The sequence below is a fragment of the Actinopolyspora lacussalsi subsp. righensis genome (genome assembly GCF_900116555.1).
In the GTDB taxonomy this organism is placed as follows: Bacteria; Actinomycetota; Actinomycetes; order Mycobacteriales; family Pseudonocardiaceae; genus Actinopolyspora; species Actinopolyspora lacussalsi.
Map to the genome: position 1 here is coordinate 309,876 of NZ_FPAT01000001.1, position 22,034 is coordinate 331,909.

The window sequence follows — 22,034 nt, forward strand, 5'->3', positions numbered from 1 at the left end:
TTGTATACTGACCTGTATCCCACTCGAGGAGAGCGATGTCGTCCGGTAAGACCCACGCCGTGTACCTGCGCCTGCGCGAGCTGATCGAGAAGATGGAACTACCGCCCGGGGCGCAGCTGAGCGAGACGAGCCTGGCGGAGCGCCTCGGAGCCTCCCGCACGCCGGTGCGGGAGGCGATTCGACAGCTCTCGCACGAGGGGCTGATCAGTTTCACCCCGGGTTCGGGAGCGCGCGTCGCACCGATCTCGCTGCACGGTGTCCGGACGTTGTTCGAGTTCCGCATGATCCTGGAGCCCGCGGCCGTGCGGATGGTCACCGAGGACGGACGGAACCGCCCCGAGCTGCTCACCGAGTTCACCGAAATGGCCGCCGAACTCGACACCCTGGCCGAACGGATCGAAACGGCACCGCACGCCGAGCTGGCACCGCCCTTCCACCGGCTGACCGAACGGTTCGACCTGGCCATCACCGCCGCATGCCACAACGAGCAGCTCGCCCGGACGATCGCCCACCAGCGTGGCCAGTCCGCACGGCTGCTCGAAGTCGCGCACTCGGCGACCCAGCGGCTGCCCGGATCCGCGCGCGAACACCGGCGGATGTGCCGTGCGGTGCTCGACGGCAACGCCGAGGAGGCCGCGGCCACACTCACCGAGCACCTCTCCCGCACGCGGGAGGCGATCATCGAGCGGCTCACCACCGGGATCAACGCGGGCACCTTCGACGTCGAGATCGGCCCGACCACGTGAGCACGACGAGAACGAAGGGCGTCTCGCTCCCGAAGGGCCTCTCCCCGCGACTGGCACTGCTGCTGGTGTGCGTCGTCTGCACCCAGACCACCCTCAACCTGGCCCGGCCACTGATCTCGTACCGCACCATCTCCCTCGGCGGTGGCGAGGTCGCGGTCGGACTCATCACGGCTGCCTACGCGATGCTGTCACTCGTGGTGGCGTTACCGCTGGGCCGCTACACCGACCGTCACGGCGGAACCGTGCCGGTGCTGCTCACCGGAACCTGTCTGCTCGTCGCGGCGCCGCTGTGGTTGGCGAGTTCGAGCTCACTGCCGGGGGTGACCGTCGGTTCGGCCGTGCTCGGTCTGGGGCACATCGTGTTCATGATGGGTGGTCAGCGCTTCATCACCACGGTCTCCGCCGACGACGCGCTGGACCGTAACTTCGGCCTGTTCACCGCCGCCGTGTCCGTCGGACAGATGCTCGGCCCGTTGGGCTCGGGACTGCTGCTGGGGCAGGCCTCCGGAGATGCGTTGACCGGGGCGACGAGCGAGGCCTTCCTCGTCGGGGCGGTCACTGCCGCCGTCGGTCTGCTGCCCGCGCTGTTGCTGCGTCGCGGCACTTCCGGCACGCCCCGACCCCCTGAGTCCGGCGACCAGCGGGGGACACTCAGCCTGCTGCGCAGGCCGGGGATGGCCACCGGGTTGTTCACCAGCCTCGCGCTGCTCGGCGCGGTCGACCTGCTCACCGCCTATCTGCCGCTGATAGCCGAGAACCGCGGCATCGCTCCCGCCCTGGCCGGTGTGTTGCTGGCGGTGCGGTCGGCGGCCTCGATCCTCTCGCGACTGGGGTTGGGGTATCTGGCGGCGCGGTGGCAGCGACGCACTCTGATCGTCACCAGCTGCCTCGGCGCCGGAACATGCCTGGTACTGGTCACAGCACCGGGGACAGGAGTGGTGGCGATGGCCGCCGCGCTCGTAGTCGGCGGATTCCTGCTGGGAATCGGCCAACCGCTGACCATGACCGCGGTGGTGCGCACGGCGGGCGCGGCCAACCGCGGTTCCGGGCTCGCGCTGCGGCTGTGGACCAACCGCGCCGGTCAGGTGGCGCTGCCCGCCTGCGCGAGCGCGGTGTCCGGTTCGCTGGGAGCGGCGAGCGCCCTGCTGTTCGCCGCGGTGGTGCTGTTGGCCACCGGCGGACTGGCCCGATTCGGCCCGGGCGAATGACAGGGTCCGGCCGGACCGCGTTCGCCGCGGTACGGCGATGACAGCACGTTCGTCCCACAGGAGTGTGGCCGGTTTCGGCAGTGCGGAGGTATGCGATGCGTACACAACACGAGCGGGGCGGCCAGGGTGCGAAGGCCGTGCCACACCATCACGGGAACACGACCTCGCACACCTGGTCCGGCGGTTCCGGCGAGATCAGGAAGAGCCCGCGGGCTGTCGGGTGGCGACATTGATCCGGTTCCAGACGTTGATCGCCGCGATCGACAACAGCAGCGACGAGAGTTCCTCCTCGTCGTAGTGCTCGGCCGCCCTACCCCAAACCTTGTCCGGCACGGCCTCGGAACGGTCGGCGATGCGGGTCACGCACTCGGCGAGTTCCAGTGCCGTACGCTCCGCGTCACTGAAGTACGGCGACTCCCGCCACGCACCGACGCCCCAGATCCGCTCGTCCTTCTCACCGGACTCCTTGAACTCTCTGGAGTGCATGTCGACGCACATGCCGCAACCGTTGATCTGGCTGACGCGGAGGTGGATCAATCTGTGGGTGGTTTCGGGTACGGTGCCCGACTGCGCGACCCTGCCGAGTTCGAGCAGTGCCCGCATGGCGTCGGGCAGCACCATCACGGGGTTGGTCATCCGAGCCTGCATAATGTCCTCCCGGTGTCACATCCGCCCCGTCGGAGCGGGTCACAGGGATGACCCATCGGAACGAGAGGTTGTGACAGTGCGGGACGAGGAATTCTGGGCCGCGAGGTTCGAGGAACACCGCCCACGCCTGCGGGCGATGGCATACCGGATGCTGGGGTCGTTCACCGAGGCCGACGATGCGGTGCAGGAGACCTGGCTGCGAATCTCACGCGCGTCGGGCGACGACGTGGACAACATCGGCGGCTGGTTCACGACTATCGTCTCCCGACAGTGTCTGAACATCCTGCGCGCACGGGCGAACCGACGAGAAGAACCGCTGGACGCACGGGTACCCGATCCGGTCGTTGAGTCCGGCGACACGGCCGACCCGGCCGAGCAGGCTGTCCTCGCCCACTCCGTCGGCCTGGCACTGCTGGTCGTGCTGGACACGCTGGAACCGGCGGAGCGGCTCGCGTTCGTACTGCACGACATGTTCGCCGTGCCCTTCGAGGAGATCGCCCCGATGGTGGACCGGACACCGGCGGCGGCTCGAAAGCTCGCCAGCCGAGCCAGGCAGCGGGTCCAGAGGTCGAACCCCACTGGGCAGCCCGACCGCGCACGCCAGCGCGAGATCATCGATGCGTGGCTCACGGCCGCACGTGGCGGTGACTTCGCCGGGCTGGTCACACTCCTGCACCCGGACGCCCTACTGCGCGTCGACACCGGAGGTGCCGGCTCGAAGCTCGTACGAGGCCCTGCCGAAATCGCCGAACAAGCGACGATGTACCGAGCGGCCGGACTGCACGCGCGCTTCGTGATGGTCAACGGCGATCCCGGCATCCTGGCCACCAGCAACGGACGACCGACAGCGGTACTGGCGTTCACGATCAGTGACGGGTGGATAGTCGAGATCGATATCCTGACCGATCCGCGACGCCTGACGAACCTCACAGCACAAGGCCGCGACCGAAAACCGACCTGAACGTTCTCGTTCCCGACGGACCGGAATCGCCGGAAGCGTGCTTCGCGGCGGTCCGGCCCCGTCGAGCTCTCGCACTCAAACGGCACGGCATGACCGGTTTCACCGCCAGAACTCACATTTCGCCGCTGTGTCCACACGCAGCGCGGAAACAGCGGAATCCGCCGTCCTTCCGGCATTGTCCGGGAACGCGCGGCTCCACCACCGCGCCGACACCCGCTGCCCGCCTGTCCAGTCGATCACGCCGTCCGAGACCGGAGACGCCGTCGGACCGCCCGTAGCGTAGGGAAACCTCCCCGTCCGAGAGTGAAGAGCGCGCAGGCGCTGAGCACGATCGCGGGCCCGGAGGGCAGATCGAACGTGTAGGAGGCGCTCAACCCTCCGAGAGTGACGACCACGCCCACCAGGACGGTGGCTGTCATCATGGTCGCGAGCGTGCGGGTGAACAGTCCCGCCGTCGCGGCCGGGATGGTCAGCAGCGCGATGAGCAGGACCACACCGACCAGTTGGATGAGCACGACCACGGCCAGGGCGATGGCCGCCAGCAGCACCAGTTCCAGCGGGAAGACCGGCAGGTTACGGCTCAGTGCGAAGTCGCGGTCGAAGGAGTGGGCCAGCAGCGGCCGGTAGTACAGCACGACGAAACCGACGAGCACCAGCGCGACCGCGCCGAGCAATGGGAGATCGCCACGGGGGATCGACAGCAGCGAGCCGAACAGGAAGCTGCGAGCGTTGGCGGTGTATCCCGGGGTGAGCTGGACGAAGACGACTCCCAGCGACATACCGACGGCCCACAACATCCCGATCAGGGTGTCGTTGCGTTGCCGGACGTAACGCCGCAGCACACCCATGATCACAGCGGCGAGAACTCCGAAGAGCATGGCCGTCACGGACGGGTCGAGCCCGAGCAGGAAGCCCAGCCCAACTCCGCCGTAGGAGGCGTGCGCGATACCGCCGCCCACCAGGACCTCCCGGTTGACCACCACGAGAGAACCGACCACGCCGAGTACCACACTGGCCAGTACCGCCGCGATGACGGCGTTCTGCATGAACTCCAGGCGCAGCGCCTCGATCACATCGAACCTCCGATCGGACCCGCGTGTTCCGGAACACGGTCACCGGCGTTCGACGGCGGATCCCCGCCTCGCCGCACCGATTCGTGCTGCTCCCCGTTGCCGGACCACGGCGTCAGGCCGTGATCGACCGTGACACCGCACGTCGCCAGGGAGGCGGTGCCTTCGATGTCGTGGGAGGCCACGACGACGGTCATGCTGCCGATCAGCGAGGACAACAGCTTTTGGAGCCGCTCGGCCGACTCGGCGTCGATGCCCGCTTCGGGCTCGTCCAGCACGAGCAGGTCCGGCTCGGTGGCCAGTGCTCTGGCGAGCAGGACACGTCTGCGCTGTCCGGTCGACAGGGCCGCCACGGGACGTGCGGCGAGCTCCGCGAGACCGACCCACCGCAGGAGCTCCGTTACCGCCGCGCGGTCGGCGGCACGCAATCGTTGTGGTAACCAGGTCGAACGGATACGCCCCATCGCGGTGAGGTCGCGGACCGTCATGGGGAACTCGAGGTCGAGCCGCGCTGCCTGGGGCAGGTAGCCGATACGCCCCCGAGCCCGGTGCGGCGACCGACCGTGGATCTCGACCTCCCCGGTGAACGGGCGCAGCAGACCGACGAGCAGTCCGAGCAGGGTGGACTTTCCCCCGCCGTTGGGACCGGTCACCGCGAGGAATTCGCCTGCCGCCAGCGTCAGGTTCACCTCGGACAGCACGGGGGTGGCACCGTATCCCGCACGGACCCCGGTCAGTGTCACGGCGTTCGTCGAACTCATCGGGAGCCGTCCCGCAACGCGTTCGCTAGTTCGGTCGCGACGTGACGCATGTTCTTCTCCCAATCACGTGCCAGCGGGTCCAGCGGTTTCACCGTCGCTCCCACCTGCTTGGCGATGGTGCGCGCGTCGTCCTTCGAGAACTGGGGCTGGACGAACACGGCTCGGATGTCACGGTTCTCGGCCCGCTCGACGATCTCGCGCAACCGCGCGGCGCTGGGCTCCTTGCCACCGGACTCGATGGGGAGCATCTTCAGGTCGTAATCGCCCGCGAAGTAGTTCCACGCCGGGTGGAACGACATGAAAGTACTTCCCGCGACGGGTTCGAGCTCGCGCGTGATGTCGGCGTCGACGGTGTCGACGCGCTCCTGGAACCGCCGCAGGTTGTTCCGGTAGTCCTCCTCATGGGCGGGGTCGACCTGGCTCAGTGCTGCCGCGATCGTCTCGGCCTGGGTCTTGACCCGCTGCGGGGAGAGCCAGATGTGCGGATCCGGCTCGCCACCCGCCAGTTGCCCGCGGTCGACGTTCTTCCAGGTCCGCACCCATCGCATGTCGTCACCACCGGCCGCCTTGATCCGGTCGGTCATGGAGCGCTCGAAGGGCACGTCCACGCCGAAGTAGACATCCGCCTCGGACAGGGACCGCAGTTCGGACGGCTTGGGCTCGTACAGCGCGGGCGAGGCCGCGGGAGGCAGTAGCACGGTGGTGTCGACGTGCTCACCGCCGATGTGCTCCACGAAGTAGCGCTGCGGCGGGATGCTCACGAACGCCCGCAATGGCTCGGCGGCGTCTTCACCGGAGCTCTGATCACTTCCCCCGGTGCCGCAGGCACCGGCCAACACGCCGGACACCGCCAGCACGAGCGCCAGCGACTTCCGTGCGCCGCGGGGCTTTCGCCGTTGTTCGAACAAGTCTCGGTTCACCTCGAATTTGAACACGTTGGGTAATCGCTCGGGCGGGGACTCCCACCCTCCAGCGACTTGAAAATGAAAACCGTTACCAACAGGCCGTGTCAATCACCCAGCGAGACATACGGGTGTGGAAAAGATCACCACCTCGGATGCTTGTGCGAACCGACATCGAAGGCAGTGGGACCCGTTCCCGGAAGACTTCCGGTCATCGAACCGGCCACCGGGTACGAACCGTGGCCGCCCGAAGATGTGTCCGGGCGAAACGGACTCACTCTCCCTCGGAGCCCGGTGAGGCGGCCTCTTCATCCCGACGACTGGTCCGACGCGGTGTGCTCGGCACGTAGAGGTTGAATCGCAGCCCCAGCATTCGGATGACGAAACAAACGGCCGCGGCGACCAGCGCGCTGGCCAGGCCGTAAATCCCCATCCGCTCGGCGAGCACGGTCACCGCAGCTCCGACCATCGCAGGCACGACGTAGAAATCACTGCTCAGCACCGTCGGAACGCGACGGATCAGCACGTCGCGCATCGTTCCGCCACCGACGGCGGTGATCGCACCGAGCAGAACCGCCTGCACCCCGTCCAGTCCGAACTCCAGGGCCTTGCTCGCACCGGTCACGCAGAAAACGCTGAGTCCGACCGCGTCGAAGACCGTGATCAGCGCGGAGAACCGTTCCAGCGGCAGGCTCAGGAAGAACGCGAGCAACGCACCGGCCGCGGCCACTCCGAGATAGCTGAGGGCGTTGAAGGTGGCCGGTGGCAGTGAACCGATGAGAACGTCCCGAACGATACCGCCGCCCAACGCGGTGACTATTCCCAGCGTCAACACACCCACCAGATCCAGCCGCACCGCGCGTACCGCGGTAAGCGCGCCGTTGAGACCGAACGCGAATGTTCCGGTCAGGTCGAGGGCCAGCAGCAACGGTGTCTGGGTCATCGCCCCAGTGTGCCGGGCACCTCGGGAGTTCCCGGTATCGCGGGCGAGGCGATTCCCGGAACGCGAGCGAGAATTCGCACTTTCCGGAATTCGACAACCGCGTTCACTCGCTCGCGGGAAACACCGAAAACCGCGCCGAAACACTCGACACACCGTTTTTACCGGACATTCACCGAATGTCTCGGAGTGACACACGACAAGGTGTGATGTGCGTGGTGAACCGGACTTCGCGTGGGCGAATCGGGCAACAATGGGAGTGAACCACGAGACGCGACGGAAGTCCGAGCGGCGTACTCATGATCATCGGGAGGTGGAGTGTTCTCCGTCGGTGCGGTCACCCGACAACGGCCACGGTGGAGCGGATTACTGTATCTACTGCGAATCGTCGTGCCTTCCTGGCTGCGCAGACCTTCCTGGCTGCGCAGAATGCTGCGTCCGGCCCCGATACCGGTGGACTGGAGCCGGGTCGGTGTGGCCGCACTGGGAATAGCCGGTCCGCAGGCGGTGGGGCTGGCGAGCGGGCGGATCGCCGAGACGATCCTGCTTTCGCTCGGAGCGCTGTGCATCAGCTTCTCCGACCTGACCAGCTCCTACCGGTACCGGCTGCGCCGGGTGGGGCTGACCGTGCTGCTGGGAGGTGTCGGCTTCGCACTCGGTATTCACGCACCCGGACCGTGGGCCGCCGCGGTCGTGGTGGTGACGGTTTCGGTGCTTTCGGTGCTGGCGAGCCGGATGGGCGACCTCTGGGCGGCGGCGGGCACCCAGATGCTGACGTTCTGCATCGTGGCCACCGGCCACCCCGCCGAGACGATGAGCGCTAACGGACAACTGTGGTGGTTCGTGGCGGGTGAGCTGATGGCGTTCGCGCTGATCGCCGCGACCTGGCCGTTCCGTCGCACGGCACCCGCACGGCAAGCGGTGGCGCGGGTCTTCGACACGACCGTTCGGATGCTCACCGCCGAGAGCCCCCGGACCCGCACCGACGCGCGGCAGGCCCTGACCGGAGCACTGGACGAGGCGCACGACACCCTGATCGCGGTCACGGCGGGAGCCACCGCGCGCAGTCGCGTGCACGATCGGCTCCACATGGTGCTCTCACAGGCCACACCGATGGTGGAGGCCTCCGTGGCCCTCGCGCACGCGGGCAGCAGGCCCCCGGAACGCACCCTGACCACGATGCGCACCCTGGCACGGTGCGTGCGCTCCGGCGCGACCCCGTCACCCTCCCGACCGACGACGCACGAGACCGCCACAGCCGTACGAGCACTGGAACAGTCCCTGGCGGGATTGATCGACTCGCTGCGCACCGCGAAGCTCACCGACCCCACAGAGCTGGCCGACAGGCGGGACCGCCGCGCCCGGTTCCGGGCCTGGCGAGAGGGCCTGGCGGTGGGGCGCAGCGGCTGGCTGCTGGCATCACGGATGGCGCTGTGCCTGGCCGTGGCCGAGGTGGTGGGGCTGGCGCTGCCGCTCGAACAACCGTACTGGGTCGCCCTCACCGTGGCGCTGATCCTGAAACCCAATTCGGGATCGGTGTTCGCGCGCGCGATGTTGCGCGGTATCGGCAGCGTGCTCGGCGTGGTCACCGCGGCCGCACTGCTGGCCCTCGTACCGCACGGCTGGTGGCTGCTGCCGTTCATGGTGCTGCTGGCCGCACTGGTGCCCGACTCGTTGAGCCGACACTACGGCCTGTTCACCGGTGTGGTGACGTGCCTGGTACTGCTGAAGATGGTCCAGGTGGAGCCGACACCGGCACTGCCCGCGGTGCGATTGATCGACTCGCTGCTCGGCTGCGCCATTCTGCTGGTGGTCGGCCTCCTCTTCTCCCCGCTGCAGCGTCAGGCGCCACTGGCTCGACGGTTCGCCGCGACTGTGGAGACGGTTTCGGAATACGTGTCGCTGTCGCTGGCCGGATTCGAGCAGGGGCGGTCGACGGCACGCCGTCGTAGCTACCGGCAACTGTCCGAGCTGCGTGCCGCGCTGCGGCAACGCCTGGTGGAGCCCACCTCGGCGAGCACCGCGGAGAGGTGGTGGACCTCGATCATAGTGCTGGAACGACTCGTGGACGGTGCCACCGAACGCGCCATTCACATCGAACGGGGCGAGGAGGCGTTCAGCCTGCAGCACACCCAGCGGATCGTGTCGAGTATGCGATCGACGGCACGCCAGTTGCGAGAGGTCGCCAGCACCGGGGCGGCAGAGCCCCCCGCCACCCTTCCCGACCGACTCGCCGAGCTCGGCGACGAGATCAACGAACGACAGCGGGAACTACCCGCCCGGCAACGGACACGCGCCGAGGCCGCACACCGCTGATTCCCGCGCACCGCCGATCGGATGCCGGCCATGCGACGGCGTCCGGTCCGGTGCTCCGGATGGCGGCTTCGCGAACGACCAGCAAGGATGGGAGTGGAGTTTCCGGAGGTGATGGTGTGCACGATGCGCTCACACTGGGTGTGGAGGAGGAGTTCCACCTCGTCGACACCACCACCGGGCGGTTGTCCGACGCCGGTCCCCGGCTCGCGGGAGAACGTTTGACGGGTGTGGCGCCGGGCCGGGTGGATCCGGAAATGCTGTCCTCGCAGATCGAGTTGTCCACCCCCGTGTGCACCGAACTGGGCGAACTCCACTCGGAACTGCTCCGTCTCCGTGGCGAGCTGGTAACCGCGGCGGACGAGCGGGAGAACAGCCTGATCGCCAGTGGTACGTACCCGGGAACCCAACGGGTAGCGGTGACCCCGAAAGCGCGCTACGAGGAAACGATGGCCAGGTTCGGCGTAGTGGCACGGCAGCAGCTGGTCTGCGGCTGTCACATCCACGTCGGAGTCGACGACCCCGAGGACGCCGTGGCGGTGATGAATCGTGTTCGTCCCTGGATGTCGGTGCTGCTGGCCCTTTCGGCGAACTCACCGTTCTGGCGCGGCGAGGACACCGACTACGCCAGCTACCGGGCGCAGATCTGGTGGCAGTGGCCGAGTGCCGGTATGCCGGGGCTGTTCGACTCCTACGCCGACTACGTGGCCGCGACGCAGCGGCTGGTCGACGTCGGGGTGCTGCGGGACCGCGAGATGCTCTACTGGGACGTGCGCCCCTCGGAGCACGTTTCCACAGTGGAATTCCGGGTGTGCGACGTGGATCCACGTCCGGAACAGACCGTGGTGCTGGCCGGCATCGCCCGAGCACTGACCGAGCGGTGTGTGGCAGAGCGGCGAGACCGAGTACCGCCGCGTGTCCCCAGACCGGAGCTGGAGCACGCGGCTCGCTGGCGGGCCGCCCGTTCCGGACTCTCCGGCGAGCTCGTCGACCCGATCTCGGCGCGTTCCAGGCCGGCCGAACAACAGGTACGACGCATGCTGGACTACTTGGAGGCGTCGTTGCGCGCCCACGGCGACAACGAGAGAGTTCGTGGTTGGATCTCCCGGCTGCTGAGCGGAAGTACGAGCGTGGCCGCGCAGCGAGACGCGTTCCGTAAGCGGGGCGACCTGGACGACGTGCTCACTGCGATGACCGTTACCCACGGTGAGGGCTGAGCGAGCGCTACGGAACCGGTGCCGGAACGTGACGGCCGGAGCGCGAGGGGCCGGACGAACTCCGGCACCCATCGGGACGCCCCACCGACCGGAACGGGATCACCGGGAACCACGAACAAAGCACCGGGTGTTGACGCGGGTTCGGCAGGTAACCGATCATTCCGCCGGATTGATCACGATCGTCCGTAACAAGCCCACAAGGCACGGGAGGATCACCATGAGTCCGGACGGAACGAACGGGACGGATCGGAACGCCGAGGGCGGACTCGGCCGACGGAACTTCCTGAAACTGGGTACCGCGGGAGCCGCGGGACTCGCGCTGGCGGGAACCACCGCGAGCACGGCGATGGCGTCTTCCCGGGCCGCGGCCGTACCCACCTCGGTGAACACCGCCGCGGCGGTGAACACGATGCCCGATCCCGCCCCGGTGGACCTGAAGCAAGGGGGAGGCGTGACCTATCACGCCAGTCCCGGCGACACTCCTGAGTTCCACGTCAACGACTTCAACGGGCTCAAGAACGCGCTGGAGAACGCCGGTGACGGCGACATCATCCGCGTGGCCGACGACGCGGCGATCGACATGACAGGCGCGGAGAACACGCTACCGATCAGCACCGGTGTCATCATCTCCGGCGGCCGCGGCAACAACGGCAGCCTCGGCGGGCTGATCTACACCACCAGGGACCGGAACCCGGTGGCGGACAAGGCGCTGCCAATGTTCAAGACCTACGGGGACCGGGTGCGGTTCACCGGTCTGCGGATCCAGGGCCCTCGGCTGGCGAACTACTGGGACCCGGAGGGCTTCGACGGCGATCTCTCCGACCACACGGCCTACGAGAACTACCTCATCGGTGGTATCCACTTCCTGGGCGAGGACTGCCGGGTGGACAACTGCCAGCTGTACGGCTTCACCCACGCGGCCATCTCGGTCGGCGCCGGTGGCTACCAGGTTTCGTCCCGGATCGATCACAACAGTATCCACAACAACCCGATGGAGCACTTCGGCTACGGCGTGAACCTCTACAACGGCGAGTCCGTGATCGAGTGGAACTACTTCGACTACAACCGGCACTCCATCGCCGGTTACGGCTACGCCACAAACGGCTACACGGCTCGTTACAACCTGGTCGGCGAGCACCCGATCAGTCACGCCTTCGACATGCACGGACGTGCCCAGAACGACGGCAGCGACACCGACGTGGCGGGTGGGACCATCAACATCCACCACAACACCTTCCGGTTCACCACCGACGTCTCCCCCGCCAACCGTGACCAGGAGGCCATCGCGATCCGCGGGGTGCCGGAGAACCGCTGCGACATCGACAACAACTGGTTCTACCACAGCTCGAAACCCGTGGAGGTCAACAAGCAGGGCAACGCTTACCGCCAGGAGAACGACCAGTGGATGCACATGTGGGCCTCCGGTAACCACTTCGGACGGAGCGAGCCTGCGGCCGACATCGGTCATCCCCGCTGATCGAAGTTTTCCGTTCGGGTTGTCGGGATACTCGCTCGGCGGAACCTCCCCGCCGGTTCTCGCGCCGGGTGCCCGACATCGGGTAGCGACCTGAACGAGGTCCCGGTGCCGCGCACGCCGTGGCACCGGGACCTCCGGACGGGTTTCGGAAGCGAAAGCCCACGTGGCCGGTGCCACAGGGACGGAAACGGTCGACAGCCCACGTGCGACGAGAGGCGTTCAGTAGGATTTCACGGGTGACCGACGATCCTTCGCCGCTGAACCCCGAGCCACGACCCACCGGCCCCACCGTGGTGGCCGAACCGTCGTGGACGTACCCGGCGGTCGGAGTCGTGTTCACCGTGCTCGGGGCGGGGTTGGGTTGGTGCGTGCGGTTGCTCGCAGACTGGCTGGTGAGCCTGCCCTGGGCTCCGATGCGGGGCCCGGCGGAACTGGTGAACTCGTTGCCCGAACCGTGGGTGACTCTCGGTCTCGTCGCACTCGGGTCGTTGGGCGGGGCCACGCTCGCGTTGCACGCCTACCACGACAGTCTCACGGTGACGGTGGCCGCCGATCGGGTCGCGCTGCACCGACGGGGCAGCACGCGGGAATGGCCCGGCGGGACCGTGGACGTCGCGTGCCGCGACGGCAAACAGCTCGTGCTGCTGGACGGCGACACGGCGGAACTGGCGCGGGAGGAGTTCGATCTCAAAACCGACAGGCTGGCCACCGCCTTCCGCTCCCACGGATACCGCTGGGCCGACGAGGACCCCTGTGCGGACGAGTTCCGTCGCTGGGTACCCGACACTCCCGGCATGCCGACGGGAGCGGACGCGCTGCTCAAGGCACGTGCGAAAGCCCTGCGTCACAGTGATTCCGGCGAGGACGCCCGCGAACTGCGGGACGAACTCGCCCGGCTCGGCGTGGTGGTGCGGGACTCGGACAAGAAGCAGTACTGGCGACTGTCTCACGGCCGGTGACTCCCGTCCGGATCAGCCGGGCCACCGAATTCCACCTCCGCCGAACCCCGGAAGGCGATCGACTTCCCGCTCCTGACCGCCGACTGCACCGGCGGAAAGTGCTGTCACCCGGATCGCGACCGATCGGTTTCGTCGGTCGCCGTCGTGTCGAGACACCGCAGCTGCTGGTCGTAGTCACGCAGCAGCGCACGGAGCTCTTCCCGCGCCGAGTCGGGTACCTCCGCCGGATTCGCTTCCGCGACACAGCGCGCGGCCGTCATCAGCGTGGCCAGTTCGTGTGCGTGCAGCACCATCCGCAGCACCGTCGGGCGAATCCGTTCCAGACGCATGAGCTCAACCCCGAGAACCGAGGTACTCGCCGATACGGGCCAGTTCCGCTGCGAAGTTGTCGTAGTCCTCCCGAATACCGTTCAGGTAGGCGCTCCAACCCACACTGCTCTTGGCGTAGTGCACCGCCTCCTGGATCTCCTCGTCACTGGCGCCGAAGAGTTTCGCCGCCTCGGTGTGGAACAGGGTGCAGTAGTAGCACTTGGTCTCGGCGTGCAGCGCTACCCCGATCAGTTCCTTGTACTTGTTGGGAATCAGCGTCTGGTCGAGTTCCAGGCGCTTGAAGATCTCCCACTCCGGTGCCAGCAGCTCGTCCGGAATCCGGGAGAAGAACGTGGGCACCAGACCGAGGGTGTCCCTGATGTCGGCCTCCACCTCGGTCCGGGTCAGTGTGGTGGTAGTCATGATTGCCGCACCTGCGCTTTCCGTCACGTGGGCGGACCACGAGCGAACCCCGCCGCGCGATGCCCGTGCCCCGTGAATGTCGCGGCACCGTAGTGGTGGTGAAAGCACTGGACATCGCGGAATACCGATCCGCTCGCTACCGCTTCGACCCTTCCAGCGTGCGACCGGTGCCACCGCCGACACTAGGGTCTTCGGTCTTTCGGTGCCGGACACGATGCTCCCGAAGAGCACCGCCGGTTCGGAGAGCATCACCGGTTTGATCGAGTCCTGTCCCGGGTAAGCGGGAACGGAGAGGAACCGACCAGTTGGGAACGCGATGGGACACACTCGAGTAGTGATCGTCGGGGGCGGATTCGCCGGTTACCACGCGGCCGAACAGCTCGCCAAGAACACCGGCCCGGACGAAACCGAGATCATCCTCGTCAACCCCACCGACTATTTTCTGTACTTGCCGCTGCTGCCCGAGGTCGCCTCCGGGATCCTCGATCCGCGCGCGATCACGGTTTCGCTGGCGGGCACACTGCCCACCGTTCGGCTGGTACTGGGCGAGGTGGACCGGATCGACCCGGAAGCCCGCTACCTCACCTACACCGATCCCGAGGACAACACGGGGTCGGTGAACTTCGACAGGTTGATCCTGGCCGCGGGCAGCGTCAACAAGCTTCTGCCGATCCCCGGGCTGGCCACGCACGGACACGGCTTCCGGGGAGTGCCCGAAGCACTGTACTTCCGGGATCACGTCACCAGGCAGATCGAGCTCGCGGCCGCCACCAACGACCAGGCCGAGCGGGACGCCCGCTGCACGTTCGTGGTGGTCGGAGCCGGCTACACCGGAACCGAGATCGCGGCGCAGGGTCCCGAGTTCACCCGCATCCTTGCGGAACGCCACCCGGAGCTGCGCGACCAGGAGATTCGGTGGAAGCTGCTCGACGTGGCCCCGCGGGTACTTCCCGGGCTCGATCGGCGGCTGTCCAACACCGCCACCGACGTACTCCGGAAACGGGGGGTGGAGCTGCTTACCGAAACCTCGATCAGCGAAGCCACCGAGAACGGTGTCACCCTCGACAGCGGCCAACAGGTGGCGACGCGGTCACTGATCTGGTGCGTCGGTGTCCGTCCCGACCCACTGGTGCAGTCGCTGGGCCTGGATACCACGGAAGGCAGGGTCACGGTCGACGAGACGCTGACGGTGCCCGGGTATCCGCACATCTTCGCCTGCGGCGATGCCGCGGGTGTTCCCGACCGCGCCAACCCCGGCCGACTCACGGCCATGACCGCCCAGCACGCCACGCGGCAGGGCAAACTGGCGGGCAGCAACGTGCTCGCCTCGCTGCGGGGTGAACGGCTCAACGGCTACCACCACCGCGACCTCGGGTTCGTCGTGGACCTCGGGGCACGCGAGGCAGCCGCCAATCCGCTGCGCATCCCGCTCTCCGGTTTCACCGCCAAGGCGGTCACCAGGGGTTATCACCTCATGGCGATGCCGACGAACCGGCTGCGGGTGGCCATCGACTGGCTGCTGGAGGCCACCACCAAACGACAGTGCGTGCAGCTGGGCATGGTCCGTTCCGGCACGGTGCCCCTGGACACCTCCTCACCCGAGCTGCCGAACCTGCGTGGCGAGCAGGAGGCACAGAGTTCGGTCCGTACCTGACCGGAGCCCGTCGACGGGGTTCGTCGAGACGCTCACTCGGCGAGGGTTTCCGCCTGCTCCCGCTCCGGACGGCCCGAACGAGGGAAAGCGCTGTCGAACAGCCAAGTGGCGACGAAGTACCCGACTCCGTAGGGCGCGCTGTAGTCCAGCAGCTCACCGATCGGTGAGCGTTCGGAAGCGGCCCCGGCGAGCACCTGCCAGGCCGGGCGTCCGCCCACCAGCAACCGCTCGGCGGTCTTCGGCCGCAACGCGGCGAGCGCGGTGGTGTCCCCGCAGCGCAGCGCCTCGGCCACGTGGTCGTCGTAGGTGACGGCGTCCGGATCCAGAAACCCAGGCGAGCGTTCCGTGCGACACGCCGAACCGTCCCCCAGCACCAGCAGTGCCACCCGTGCGGCACGGTCGGCGATCCGTTCCCCCAGCCGGAGACACTCGGTCGGGGTGGCGTTCCAGGCCACCGAGCGGAACTCGCGGGCCGCCCGATCGATGTGCGACTCGAGCAGCCAGCGTCCGATCGTCAGCGACAACGGCAGTCGGGCACTTCCGTCGCCGAAGGTCTTGTCCAGTCCGTACGGGGCCAGCGTGCCCGTGACGTCCGAGCCGTGGCACGCGGTGCGATCGTCCCCGCCGAGCACCACGACCAGATCGGGGTCGCTGTCGAACAGCCGGGTGACAGCCAGATCGCAGTTGGCTCGCATCCCGTCGAGATCCGCCGCCCGCTGCCCGGCCACCCCGGGAACCAGCACCGGGGGGTGGGGTAATACTCCGGCCGCTACCAGCATGTTCGCCTCGTCTCACTCGTGCCCATCACTCGTGCGCGTCACTCGTGCTCTGCGGAGATCGTTGCCGTTTTCATCACGTCGAGTTCCGCCGCAGGCTACGCAGCGGTGGACGCTCCGCCGTCGGAATCGGCTGATCGTGCGGCACCCACTCCGAGTCGGACTGGACGAACTGGGTGTAGGAAACCTCCTGGGAGCAGGAGACCTCATCGCGCGAATCGTCGAGAACTCCGTCCGGGAAGGAGCCCCCCTCCGTACGGGACAGGGCGGCGGCCAGAATCTGCCGGGACATCACCCCGAGCTGTAGCAGTCCTCGATTGCGGTGCTTGCGAACTCCGAGATTGACCTGGGCCAGGCCGTCGAGGCCGTGGCGATCGTAGGCGTCGATGAGCAGTCCCGTCTCCACACCGTAGCCCGGGGCGAAGGGGACGGACTCCAGAAACTCGCGGCGGGCCGCGTACTCGCCGCCCAGGGGCTGAACCACGCCCGCCAGGTCGGGGCGCACAGCGGAAAGCACGGGGCGAGCCAGCAGCTCGGTGACGCGCCCGCCTCCCTCGGCCTGCCGCACACCTTCCCGCGGCAACCGCAACGGTCGCCGGTAGAAACCCTTGACCAGTACCGGCTCGTCACCGGTGAGCAGGGGACCGAGCAATGCCGGAACGAACCGGGCGTCGAAATCGACCAGGTCCGAGTCGAGGAACACGAGGAGATCGCCGGAAACGGCAGCCAACGAGCGCCACAGCACCTCTCCCTTGCCTGTTCGTGGCTCGAACTCGGGCAGCACGTCCTCGCGGGCCACCACACGGGCGCCGGCACGCAGGGCGAACTCGCGGGTGTGATCCGTGGAACCGGAGTCGAGCACCACGATCTCGTCGACCAGGGCCTCTCCCGTCCCGTCCGGTTCCGCCAGCGGCAGGAGCTCGGCGATGATGGGTGCGATCGTCTCCTGCTCGTTCAACGCGGGCAGCACGACACTGACCCGACGAGTGCCTTTCAGGCGTGTCAGTTCCTCGACCGACCAGGACGGGTCCTGCCAGCTGCGAGCGGCGAACCACCGCTCGGCCTCGGGTGTCATGTTTCTTGGTCACTGCTCCCAGCAGCTCGGATGCTTCCTGCCGTCCCGAACGCCTCGTCCGCGCGGGAACGGCACAGCGGTCAGGCCAGGCCGCGCACGGTCGATGCGGGTTCTCGCTCCCCTGCGATGCCCGCGACCATGTCCAGCACCTGGCGCGTCTGCCGTACTTCGTGCACCCGGAACGCGGTTGCTCCGTCACGGGCGGCCAGCGCGGTGGCCGCCAAGGTGCCCGTCACACGCTCGGACAGCTCGGTGCCGAGCGTCTCACCGACGAAATCCTTGTTCGAAAGTGCCATCAGCACCGGCCATCCGGTTGCCACCAGTTGATCGGTGTGCCGCAGCAGAGCCAGACTGTGCCTGGTGTTCTTGCCGAAATCGTGGGTCGGGTCGATGAGGATGCCGTCCTCGGGAACACCGATCTCGGCGGCGCGTTCCGCCTGCCGCGTGGTCTCGTCCACCACGGAACGCACCACGTCCTCGTAGCGCACGCGGTGCGGACGGGTGCGCGGCACGGCACCGCCGGTGTGCGAACACACATAACCCGCCCGGAACTCGGCCGCGACCTCGACCAGCTTGGGATCGGCCCCGGCCCAGGTGTCGTTGAGCAGGTCGGCTCCCCGCGCGCACACCGCACGCCCCACCTCGTGTCTCCAGGTGTCCACGCTGATCACCAGGTCGGGGAAGTGCCGCCGCACCTCCGTCACGAACGGAGCGGTACGCTCGATCTCCTCGTCCACATCTACGAGAGTCCCGGGGCCGGCTTTCACGCCACCGATGTCGACGATGTCGGCACCGTCGGCCACGGCTTCGTCGACGGCGGACAACGCGGCGTCGAACTCGAAGGTCCTGCCCCTGTCGTAGAAGGAGTCCGGTGTGCGATTCACGATCGCCATCACCAGTGGCCGCTGAGCACCGAGGTCACGTCCCCGGAAGCGCACGGTCGTCCGCATATCCACCAATCCGCTTCGTCGGGGCCATCACCCCGACCAATGTGCCACATCGAACGGGCCGACCACGGTCTCGCTTGTCGTGCGCCACTCGAAACAGCGGCCCTGGTTACTTCTACACCGAGGCACTGACGTGATCAACACACCTCGTCCAGTCTGCGGACCGCCTGTTGGGTGTAGTACCGCAGCAACAGCGCGTCCTCGGCGCGCACGACCGAGCACAGCCGGAGCCGCCTGTGGGTGTCCTCCGCGAGGTCGCTGACGATGCGCCCCGCACCGGAGCCCGCCAGCATGGGAGAAACGGTCAGGCACACCTCGTCGACGAGACCGTTGCGGACCATTCCGCCGAAAAGCCCGGGTCCACCCTCACAGACGACGTGGCACCAGCCGCGTCTGCCGAACTCGGCGACGGTCCACGACAGGTCCACTTCCCACTCGCCTGCCACGAACACCTCGGCACCCGCCGCGCGGTAAGCCTGGATGCGTTCCCTGCCCGCCGTGGCACAGGTGACCACCACGGTTGGCACCTCGGTGTCGGTGAGCACCCCGGCGTCCGGCGGCAGAGCTCCGCGAGTGACCACGGCGAGCGGTGGCACATCGGAACGTCCCAGCGCACGTCGACGTCGCACACGTTCCGCGGTTCGGGATACACCGCTGTAGCCCTCCGCCACCGCGGTACCGGCACCGACGAGCACCACGTCGGCGAGATCCCGCACCAGTTCGAAGACGACCCCGTCGGCGGGATGCCCCAGTCCGCCACTGCGCCCCTCGACACTGGAAGCACCGTCGACGCTGGTCACGAAATTGACCCTCGTCCACGGGTGAGTCAACGACTCGGGATAGGCATAGCTCGAAGCGAGTTCCTCGACTTCGAGGTCGCGACTGCGTTCCACGTCCCGCACGAACATCGCGGCCCCTTTCATCGGCACGTCCGTGCCGTTCACACCGACACGATCCTACTCGGAGACCGAACGAAAGGGTTCGCTCGCTCGTGCGGTATTCGAGAAAGGGGCATCACCGATGACGATCCCGCTACGGGAAAAGGCCCGCCCGATCACACAGTGGAACCCGATCACACAGTGGAATTCGCACAACACGATTCCCGAACCGATCACCTCTCGGACCGGCCCGGCGGAACGGCACCGGGAACCGCGGCGAACCCGAATCCGGGGGGTCGAACACGTACAGCGGCGCCCACCGGAGGAGCGTGGTCTCCGGTGGGCGCCGCTCGATCGATCACGCGGTCACCGCATCAGTCGACCGAGACCTCGATCCGCTGCGTGTAGTGCGGGTAACCGCTGTAGGGAGTGATGTCGACATCGATGCGCTTCTTGTTGGTGTTCTTGACCACGTGGTAGCCCTTGGTCTCGCTGGTCTTGATCTTCACCCAGCCCACCTTGGCGAAGTTCACCTCGAACGAAGCGGAGCTCTTGGCGCACTCGCCGCTGAGCTTCCGCTCGATGTACTGGCCCGGCCCGGACGTCGGGTAGCTTTCGTTGACTCCGTACCACCCCTCGAAAATGCTGACGTTGGAGCCCTGCTCTCCGTCGTCGTAGAGGCACTTGACGTTGTTGATATCGACGTACTTGGCGCTGTAGCTCTCGTTGTGAACGCTCATCAGCGCGGTGACTCCCCGCTGCGGGGAGGGCGGCCGCTCGGCGGCCTGCACGGCGGCCGGAGCGGTCAGCGTCAGCGCGGCCAGACTCAACGCGCTCAGAGTCTTGGTGGTGATGGACACGAAAACCTCCTGTTGTCCGACTCTTCCCGAGCCACTCACAGACAAACAGAATCCTTCTTTTCCCGCAGCGCGACCCCACATTCTACACACTTTTCGGGGACAACAGGAAAAAACAATTCACTCCCCACCGAGCAGAACGACAAAAATTCGCACCCGTGATCACCCGGAATTCCCGACAACCAGAAAGACACTCGAAACCCAAGAATCTATACCAAACCGAAACACGACAAATCGACAAAATCTTCTCGCGACTCCGAGCGGGACTGAAAACAGTTCGTACGACAAAACGCGGAAACCTCCGACGAACATCGAGCAGGAGCGATCGCCCCCTCGGCCCGGTTCGCACTCGGGGACTCGAGCCGGTCGATCCACCGAGCGGATCCCACAGTGCTGTACTCCTCGAAACCTCCCGGAACGGTTCGTCGAACGGCCAGGAGGTCGGGGACAATCGAACGCATGGAGGACGTGGAGATCGGCGAGGGCACCATCCGGCTCGGGCAGCTGCTGAAGCTGGCGGGGCTGGTCGAGCACGGCGGCGAGGCGAAAAGCCTGATCCAGGACGGTGAGGTGCTGGTCAACGACGAGCCGGAGACACGACGTGGGCGGCAGTTGTCACCGGGTGACGAGGTCAGTGTCGGAGGGGAGACGGTGCGGGTCACCTCGGCCTGAGTCGCGGTGTCGTGACGAAGACGGCGTTGTAACGAAGGCGACATCCCGGAACAACCCGGCCCGCCACCGTGTTTCCGCCGCGAAAACCACCGTGTTTCCACTACGCGAGTCGTTGTCCAAGCGCACCGAGAGGTCGGGATTATGCAGTTCGGAGTCTTCACCGTCGGCGACGTCACGCCGGACCCGACCACCAACCGAACGCCCACCGAGCACGAACGGATCAAGGCGATGGTGACCATCGCCCGCAAGGCCGAGGAGGTCGGGCTGGACGTGTTCGCCACCGGTGAGCACCACAACCCACCGTTCGTGCCCTCCTCCCCCACGACCATGCTGGGGTATGTCGCGGCACGGACCGAACGGCTGATCCTTTCGACCTCGACGACGCTGATCACCACGGACGATCCGGTCAAGATCGCCGAGGACTTCGCCATGCTGCAACACCTGGCCGACGGCCGGGTGGATCTCATGCTGGGGCGGGGCAATCAGGCACAGGTGTATCCGTGGTTCGGGCAGGACATCCGCCAGGGACTCCCGCTGGCGATCGAGAACTACCACCTGCTGCACCGGTTGTGGCACGAGGAGGTGGTGGACTGGCAGGGCGAGTTCCGCACCCCGCTGCAGGGTTTCACCGCCACGCCTCGACCGCTGGACGATCTACCGCCCTTCGTGTGGCACGGTTCCATCCGCAGCCCCGAGATCGCCGAGCAGGCCGCGTACTACGGCAACGGTTTCTTCCACAACCACATCTTCTGGCCACCGGAGCACACCAAGCAGATGGTCGAGCTGTACCGGCAACGGTTCGAGCACTACGGGCACGGCTCGGCCGACCAGGCGATCGTGGGGCTCGGCGGTCAGGTGTTCATGCGCCGCAACTCCCAGGACGCGGTGGCCGAGTTCCGGCCCTACTTCGACGACGCCCCGGTCTACGGCGGCGGGCCTTCGCTGGAGGAGTTCACGTCGCGGACGCCGCTGACGGTCGGCAGTCCGCAACAGGTCATCGACCGCACCCTGTCCTTCCGGGAGTACGTCGGTGACTACCAGCGTCAACTGTTCCTCATCGACCACGCGGGGTTGCCGCTCAAGACCGTGCTGGAGCAGCTGGACATGCTCGGCGAAGAAGTGATCCCGGTACTGCGTAAGGAGTTCGACGCGCTCAAGCCCTCACACGTACCGGAGGCACCCACGCACGAGTCCAGGCTGCGTGCACGGAGCGGCGAGACGGCGCACTGATTGCGCCGCCG

The 22,034-nt window shown here is 67.2% G+C and carries 22 protein-coding genes; 10 read left to right on the forward strand and 12 right to left on the reverse strand.

Annotation, left to right across the window (positions count from 1 at the left end; genetic code table 11):
• The first annotated feature begins 35 nt into the window (after positions 1–35).
• Entirely contained in the window at positions 36–746 is a 711-nt protein-coding gene (locus BM394_RS01415) for a GntR family transcriptional regulator (RefSeq protein ID WP_092972932.1), read from the forward strand.
• Entirely contained in the window at positions 743–1,954 is a 1,212-nt protein-coding gene (locus tag BM394_RS01420) for an MFS transporter (RefSeq protein ID WP_217643275.1), read from the forward strand. Before BM394_RS01415 ends, BM394_RS01420 begins: the two co-directional genes overlap by 4 nt.
• A 195-nt stretch (positions 1,955–2,149) precedes the next feature.
• Here BM394_RS01420 and BM394_RS01425 read toward each other — a convergent pair whose 3' ends face one another.
• Positions 2,150–2,602: a carboxymuconolactone decarboxylase family protein gene (locus tag BM394_RS01425; protein WP_092972934.1), complete on the reverse strand. Its 453-nt coding sequence runs from the start codon at positions 2,600–2,602 to the stop codon at positions 2,150–2,152.
• Positions 2,603–2,678: 76 nt separating this feature from the next.
• Here BM394_RS01425 and BM394_RS01430 point away from each other — a divergent pair, with 76 nt between their 5' ends.
• Positions 2,679–3,563 carry a sigma-70 family RNA polymerase sigma factor gene (locus tag BM394_RS01430; RefSeq protein WP_092973626.1) on the forward strand — a complete coding sequence of 295 codons (885 nt, stop codon included), beginning with the start codon at positions 2,679–2,681 and terminating at the stop codon, positions 3,561–3,563.
• 236 nt (positions 3,564–3,799) lie between these two features.
• On the opposite strand, the gene BM394_RS01435 is transcribed toward BM394_RS01430, so the two are convergent.
• The 4 genes from BM394_RS01435 to BM394_RS01450 all read right to left on the reverse strand — a co-directional run bounded on the left by BM394_RS01435 (position 3,800) and on the right by BM394_RS01450 (position 7,239).
• Positions 3,800–4,636, reverse strand: a complete 837-nt coding sequence (locus BM394_RS01435; RefSeq protein ID WP_207227305.1) for a metal ABC transporter permease — start codon at positions 4,634–4,636, stop codon at positions 3,800–3,802.
• A complete protein-coding gene (locus BM394_RS01440; RefSeq protein ID WP_092972936.1) occupies positions 4,633–5,394 on the reverse strand; it encodes a metal ABC transporter ATP-binding protein in 762 nt (253 codons plus the stop codon). Before BM394_RS01440 ends, BM394_RS01435 begins: the two co-directional genes overlap by 4 nt.
• Complete coding sequence (locus tag BM394_RS01445) at positions 5,391–6,302, reverse strand: metal ABC transporter solute-binding protein, Zn/Mn family (RefSeq protein ID WP_217643277.1); 912 nt, start codon at positions 6,300–6,302, stop codon at positions 5,391–5,393. Before BM394_RS01445 ends, BM394_RS01440 begins: the two co-directional genes overlap by 4 nt.
• A 268-nt stretch (positions 6,303–6,570) precedes the next feature.
• Positions 6,571–7,239, reverse strand: a complete 669-nt coding sequence (locus tag BM394_RS01450; protein WP_092972940.1) for a trimeric intracellular cation channel family protein — start codon at positions 7,237–7,239, stop codon at positions 6,571–6,573.
• Positions 7,240–7,554: 315 nt separating this feature from the next.
• On the opposite strand from BM394_RS01450, the gene BM394_RS01455 reads away from it, so the two are divergent.
• From BM394_RS01455 to BM394_RS01470, 4 genes are all read left to right on the forward strand, one after another.
• On the forward strand, positions 7,555–9,552 hold the full coding sequence (locus BM394_RS01455; protein ID WP_245779902.1) for an FUSC family protein: 1,998 nt from the start codon (positions 7,555–7,557) through the stop codon (positions 9,550–9,552).
• A gap of 116 nt (positions 9,553–9,668) precedes the next feature.
• Positions 9,669–10,766, forward strand: coding sequence for a carboxylate-amine ligase (locus tag BM394_RS01460; RefSeq protein ID WP_092973632.1), 1,098 nt, complete (start codon positions 9,669–9,671; stop codon positions 10,764–10,766).
• 217 nt (positions 10,767–10,983) lie between these two features.
• Positions 10,984–12,243 (forward strand): polysaccharide lyase domain-containing protein, encoded by a 1,260-nt coding sequence (locus BM394_RS01465; RefSeq protein ID WP_092973634.1) that lies wholly within the window; start codon positions 10,984–10,986, stop codon positions 12,241–12,243.
• Positions 12,244–12,479: 236 nt separating this feature from the next.
• Complete coding sequence (locus BM394_RS01470; RefSeq protein WP_217643278.1) at positions 12,480–13,202, forward strand: YqeB family protein; 723 nt, start codon at positions 12,480–12,482, stop codon at positions 13,200–13,202.
• Between the two features lie 104 nt (positions 13,203–13,306).
• Here BM394_RS01470 and BM394_RS01475 read toward each other — a convergent pair whose 3' ends face one another.
• A complete protein-coding gene (locus BM394_RS01475; RefSeq protein WP_092972942.1) occupies positions 13,307–13,531 on the reverse strand; it encodes a hypothetical protein in 225 nt (74 codons plus the stop codon).
• Positions 13,532–13,535: 4 nt separating this feature from the next.
• Entirely contained in the window at positions 13,536–13,934 is a 399-nt protein-coding gene (locus tag BM394_RS22625) for a carboxymuconolactone decarboxylase family protein (RefSeq protein ID WP_165400628.1), read from the reverse strand.
• Between the two features lie 316 nt (positions 13,935–14,250).
• Between BM394_RS22625 and BM394_RS01485 the strand changes: the two genes are divergently transcribed.
• A complete protein-coding gene (locus BM394_RS01485) occupies positions 14,251–15,588 on the forward strand; it encodes an NAD(P)/FAD-dependent oxidoreductase (protein WP_092972946.1) in 1,338 nt (445 codons plus the stop codon).
• A 32-nt stretch (positions 15,589–15,620) separates the two neighbouring features.
• Here the strand turns inward: BM394_RS01485 and BM394_RS01490 are convergent, their stop codons facing one another.
• The 5 genes from BM394_RS01490 to BM394_RS01510 all read right to left on the reverse strand — a co-directional run bounded on the left by BM394_RS01490 (position 15,621) and on the right by BM394_RS01510 (position 20,124).
• Positions 15,621–16,367 (reverse strand): class III extradiol dioxygenase subunit B-like domain-containing protein, encoded by a 747-nt coding sequence (locus BM394_RS01490; protein WP_092972948.1) that lies wholly within the window; start codon positions 16,365–16,367, stop codon positions 15,621–15,623.
• A 73-nt stretch (positions 16,368–16,440) separates the two neighbouring features.
• Positions 16,441–17,439 (reverse strand): glucosyl-3-phosphoglycerate synthase, encoded by a 999-nt coding sequence (locus BM394_RS01495; protein WP_092972950.1) that lies wholly within the window; start codon positions 17,437–17,439, stop codon positions 16,441–16,443.
• Between the two features lie 80 nt (positions 17,440–17,519).
• Complete coding sequence (gene folP / locus BM394_RS01500; RefSeq protein WP_092972952.1) at positions 17,520–18,389, reverse strand: dihydropteroate synthase; 870 nt, start codon at positions 18,387–18,389, stop codon at positions 17,520–17,522.
• Positions 18,390–18,523: 134 nt separating this feature from the next.
• The gene (locus tag BM394_RS01505) at positions 18,524–19,330 is read right to left on the reverse strand and encodes a pyrimidine reductase family protein (RefSeq protein WP_245779904.1); all 807 of its coding nucleotides are present in this window, start codon (positions 19,328–19,330) and stop codon (positions 18,524–18,526) included.
• 308 nt (positions 19,331–19,638) lie between these two features.
• Positions 19,639–20,124 carry a hypothetical protein gene (locus tag BM394_RS01510; protein WP_092972954.1) on the reverse strand — a complete coding sequence of 162 codons (486 nt, stop codon included), beginning with the start codon at positions 20,122–20,124 and terminating at the stop codon, positions 19,639–19,641.
• Between the two features lie 456 nt (positions 20,125–20,580).
• On the opposite strand from BM394_RS01510, the gene BM394_RS01515 reads away from it, so the two are divergent.
• Together BM394_RS01515 and BM394_RS01520 are read left to right on the forward strand one after the other, a co-directional pair.
• Positions 20,581–20,793 (forward strand): RNA-binding S4 domain-containing protein, encoded by a 213-nt coding sequence (locus BM394_RS01515; protein WP_092972956.1) that lies wholly within the window; start codon positions 20,581–20,583, stop codon positions 20,791–20,793.
• Between the two features lie 141 nt (positions 20,794–20,934).
• Entirely contained in the window at positions 20,935–22,023 is a 1,089-nt protein-coding gene (locus tag BM394_RS01520; RefSeq protein ID WP_092972958.1) for an LLM class flavin-dependent oxidoreductase, read from the forward strand.
• Positions 22,024–22,034: the final 11 nt, after the last annotated feature.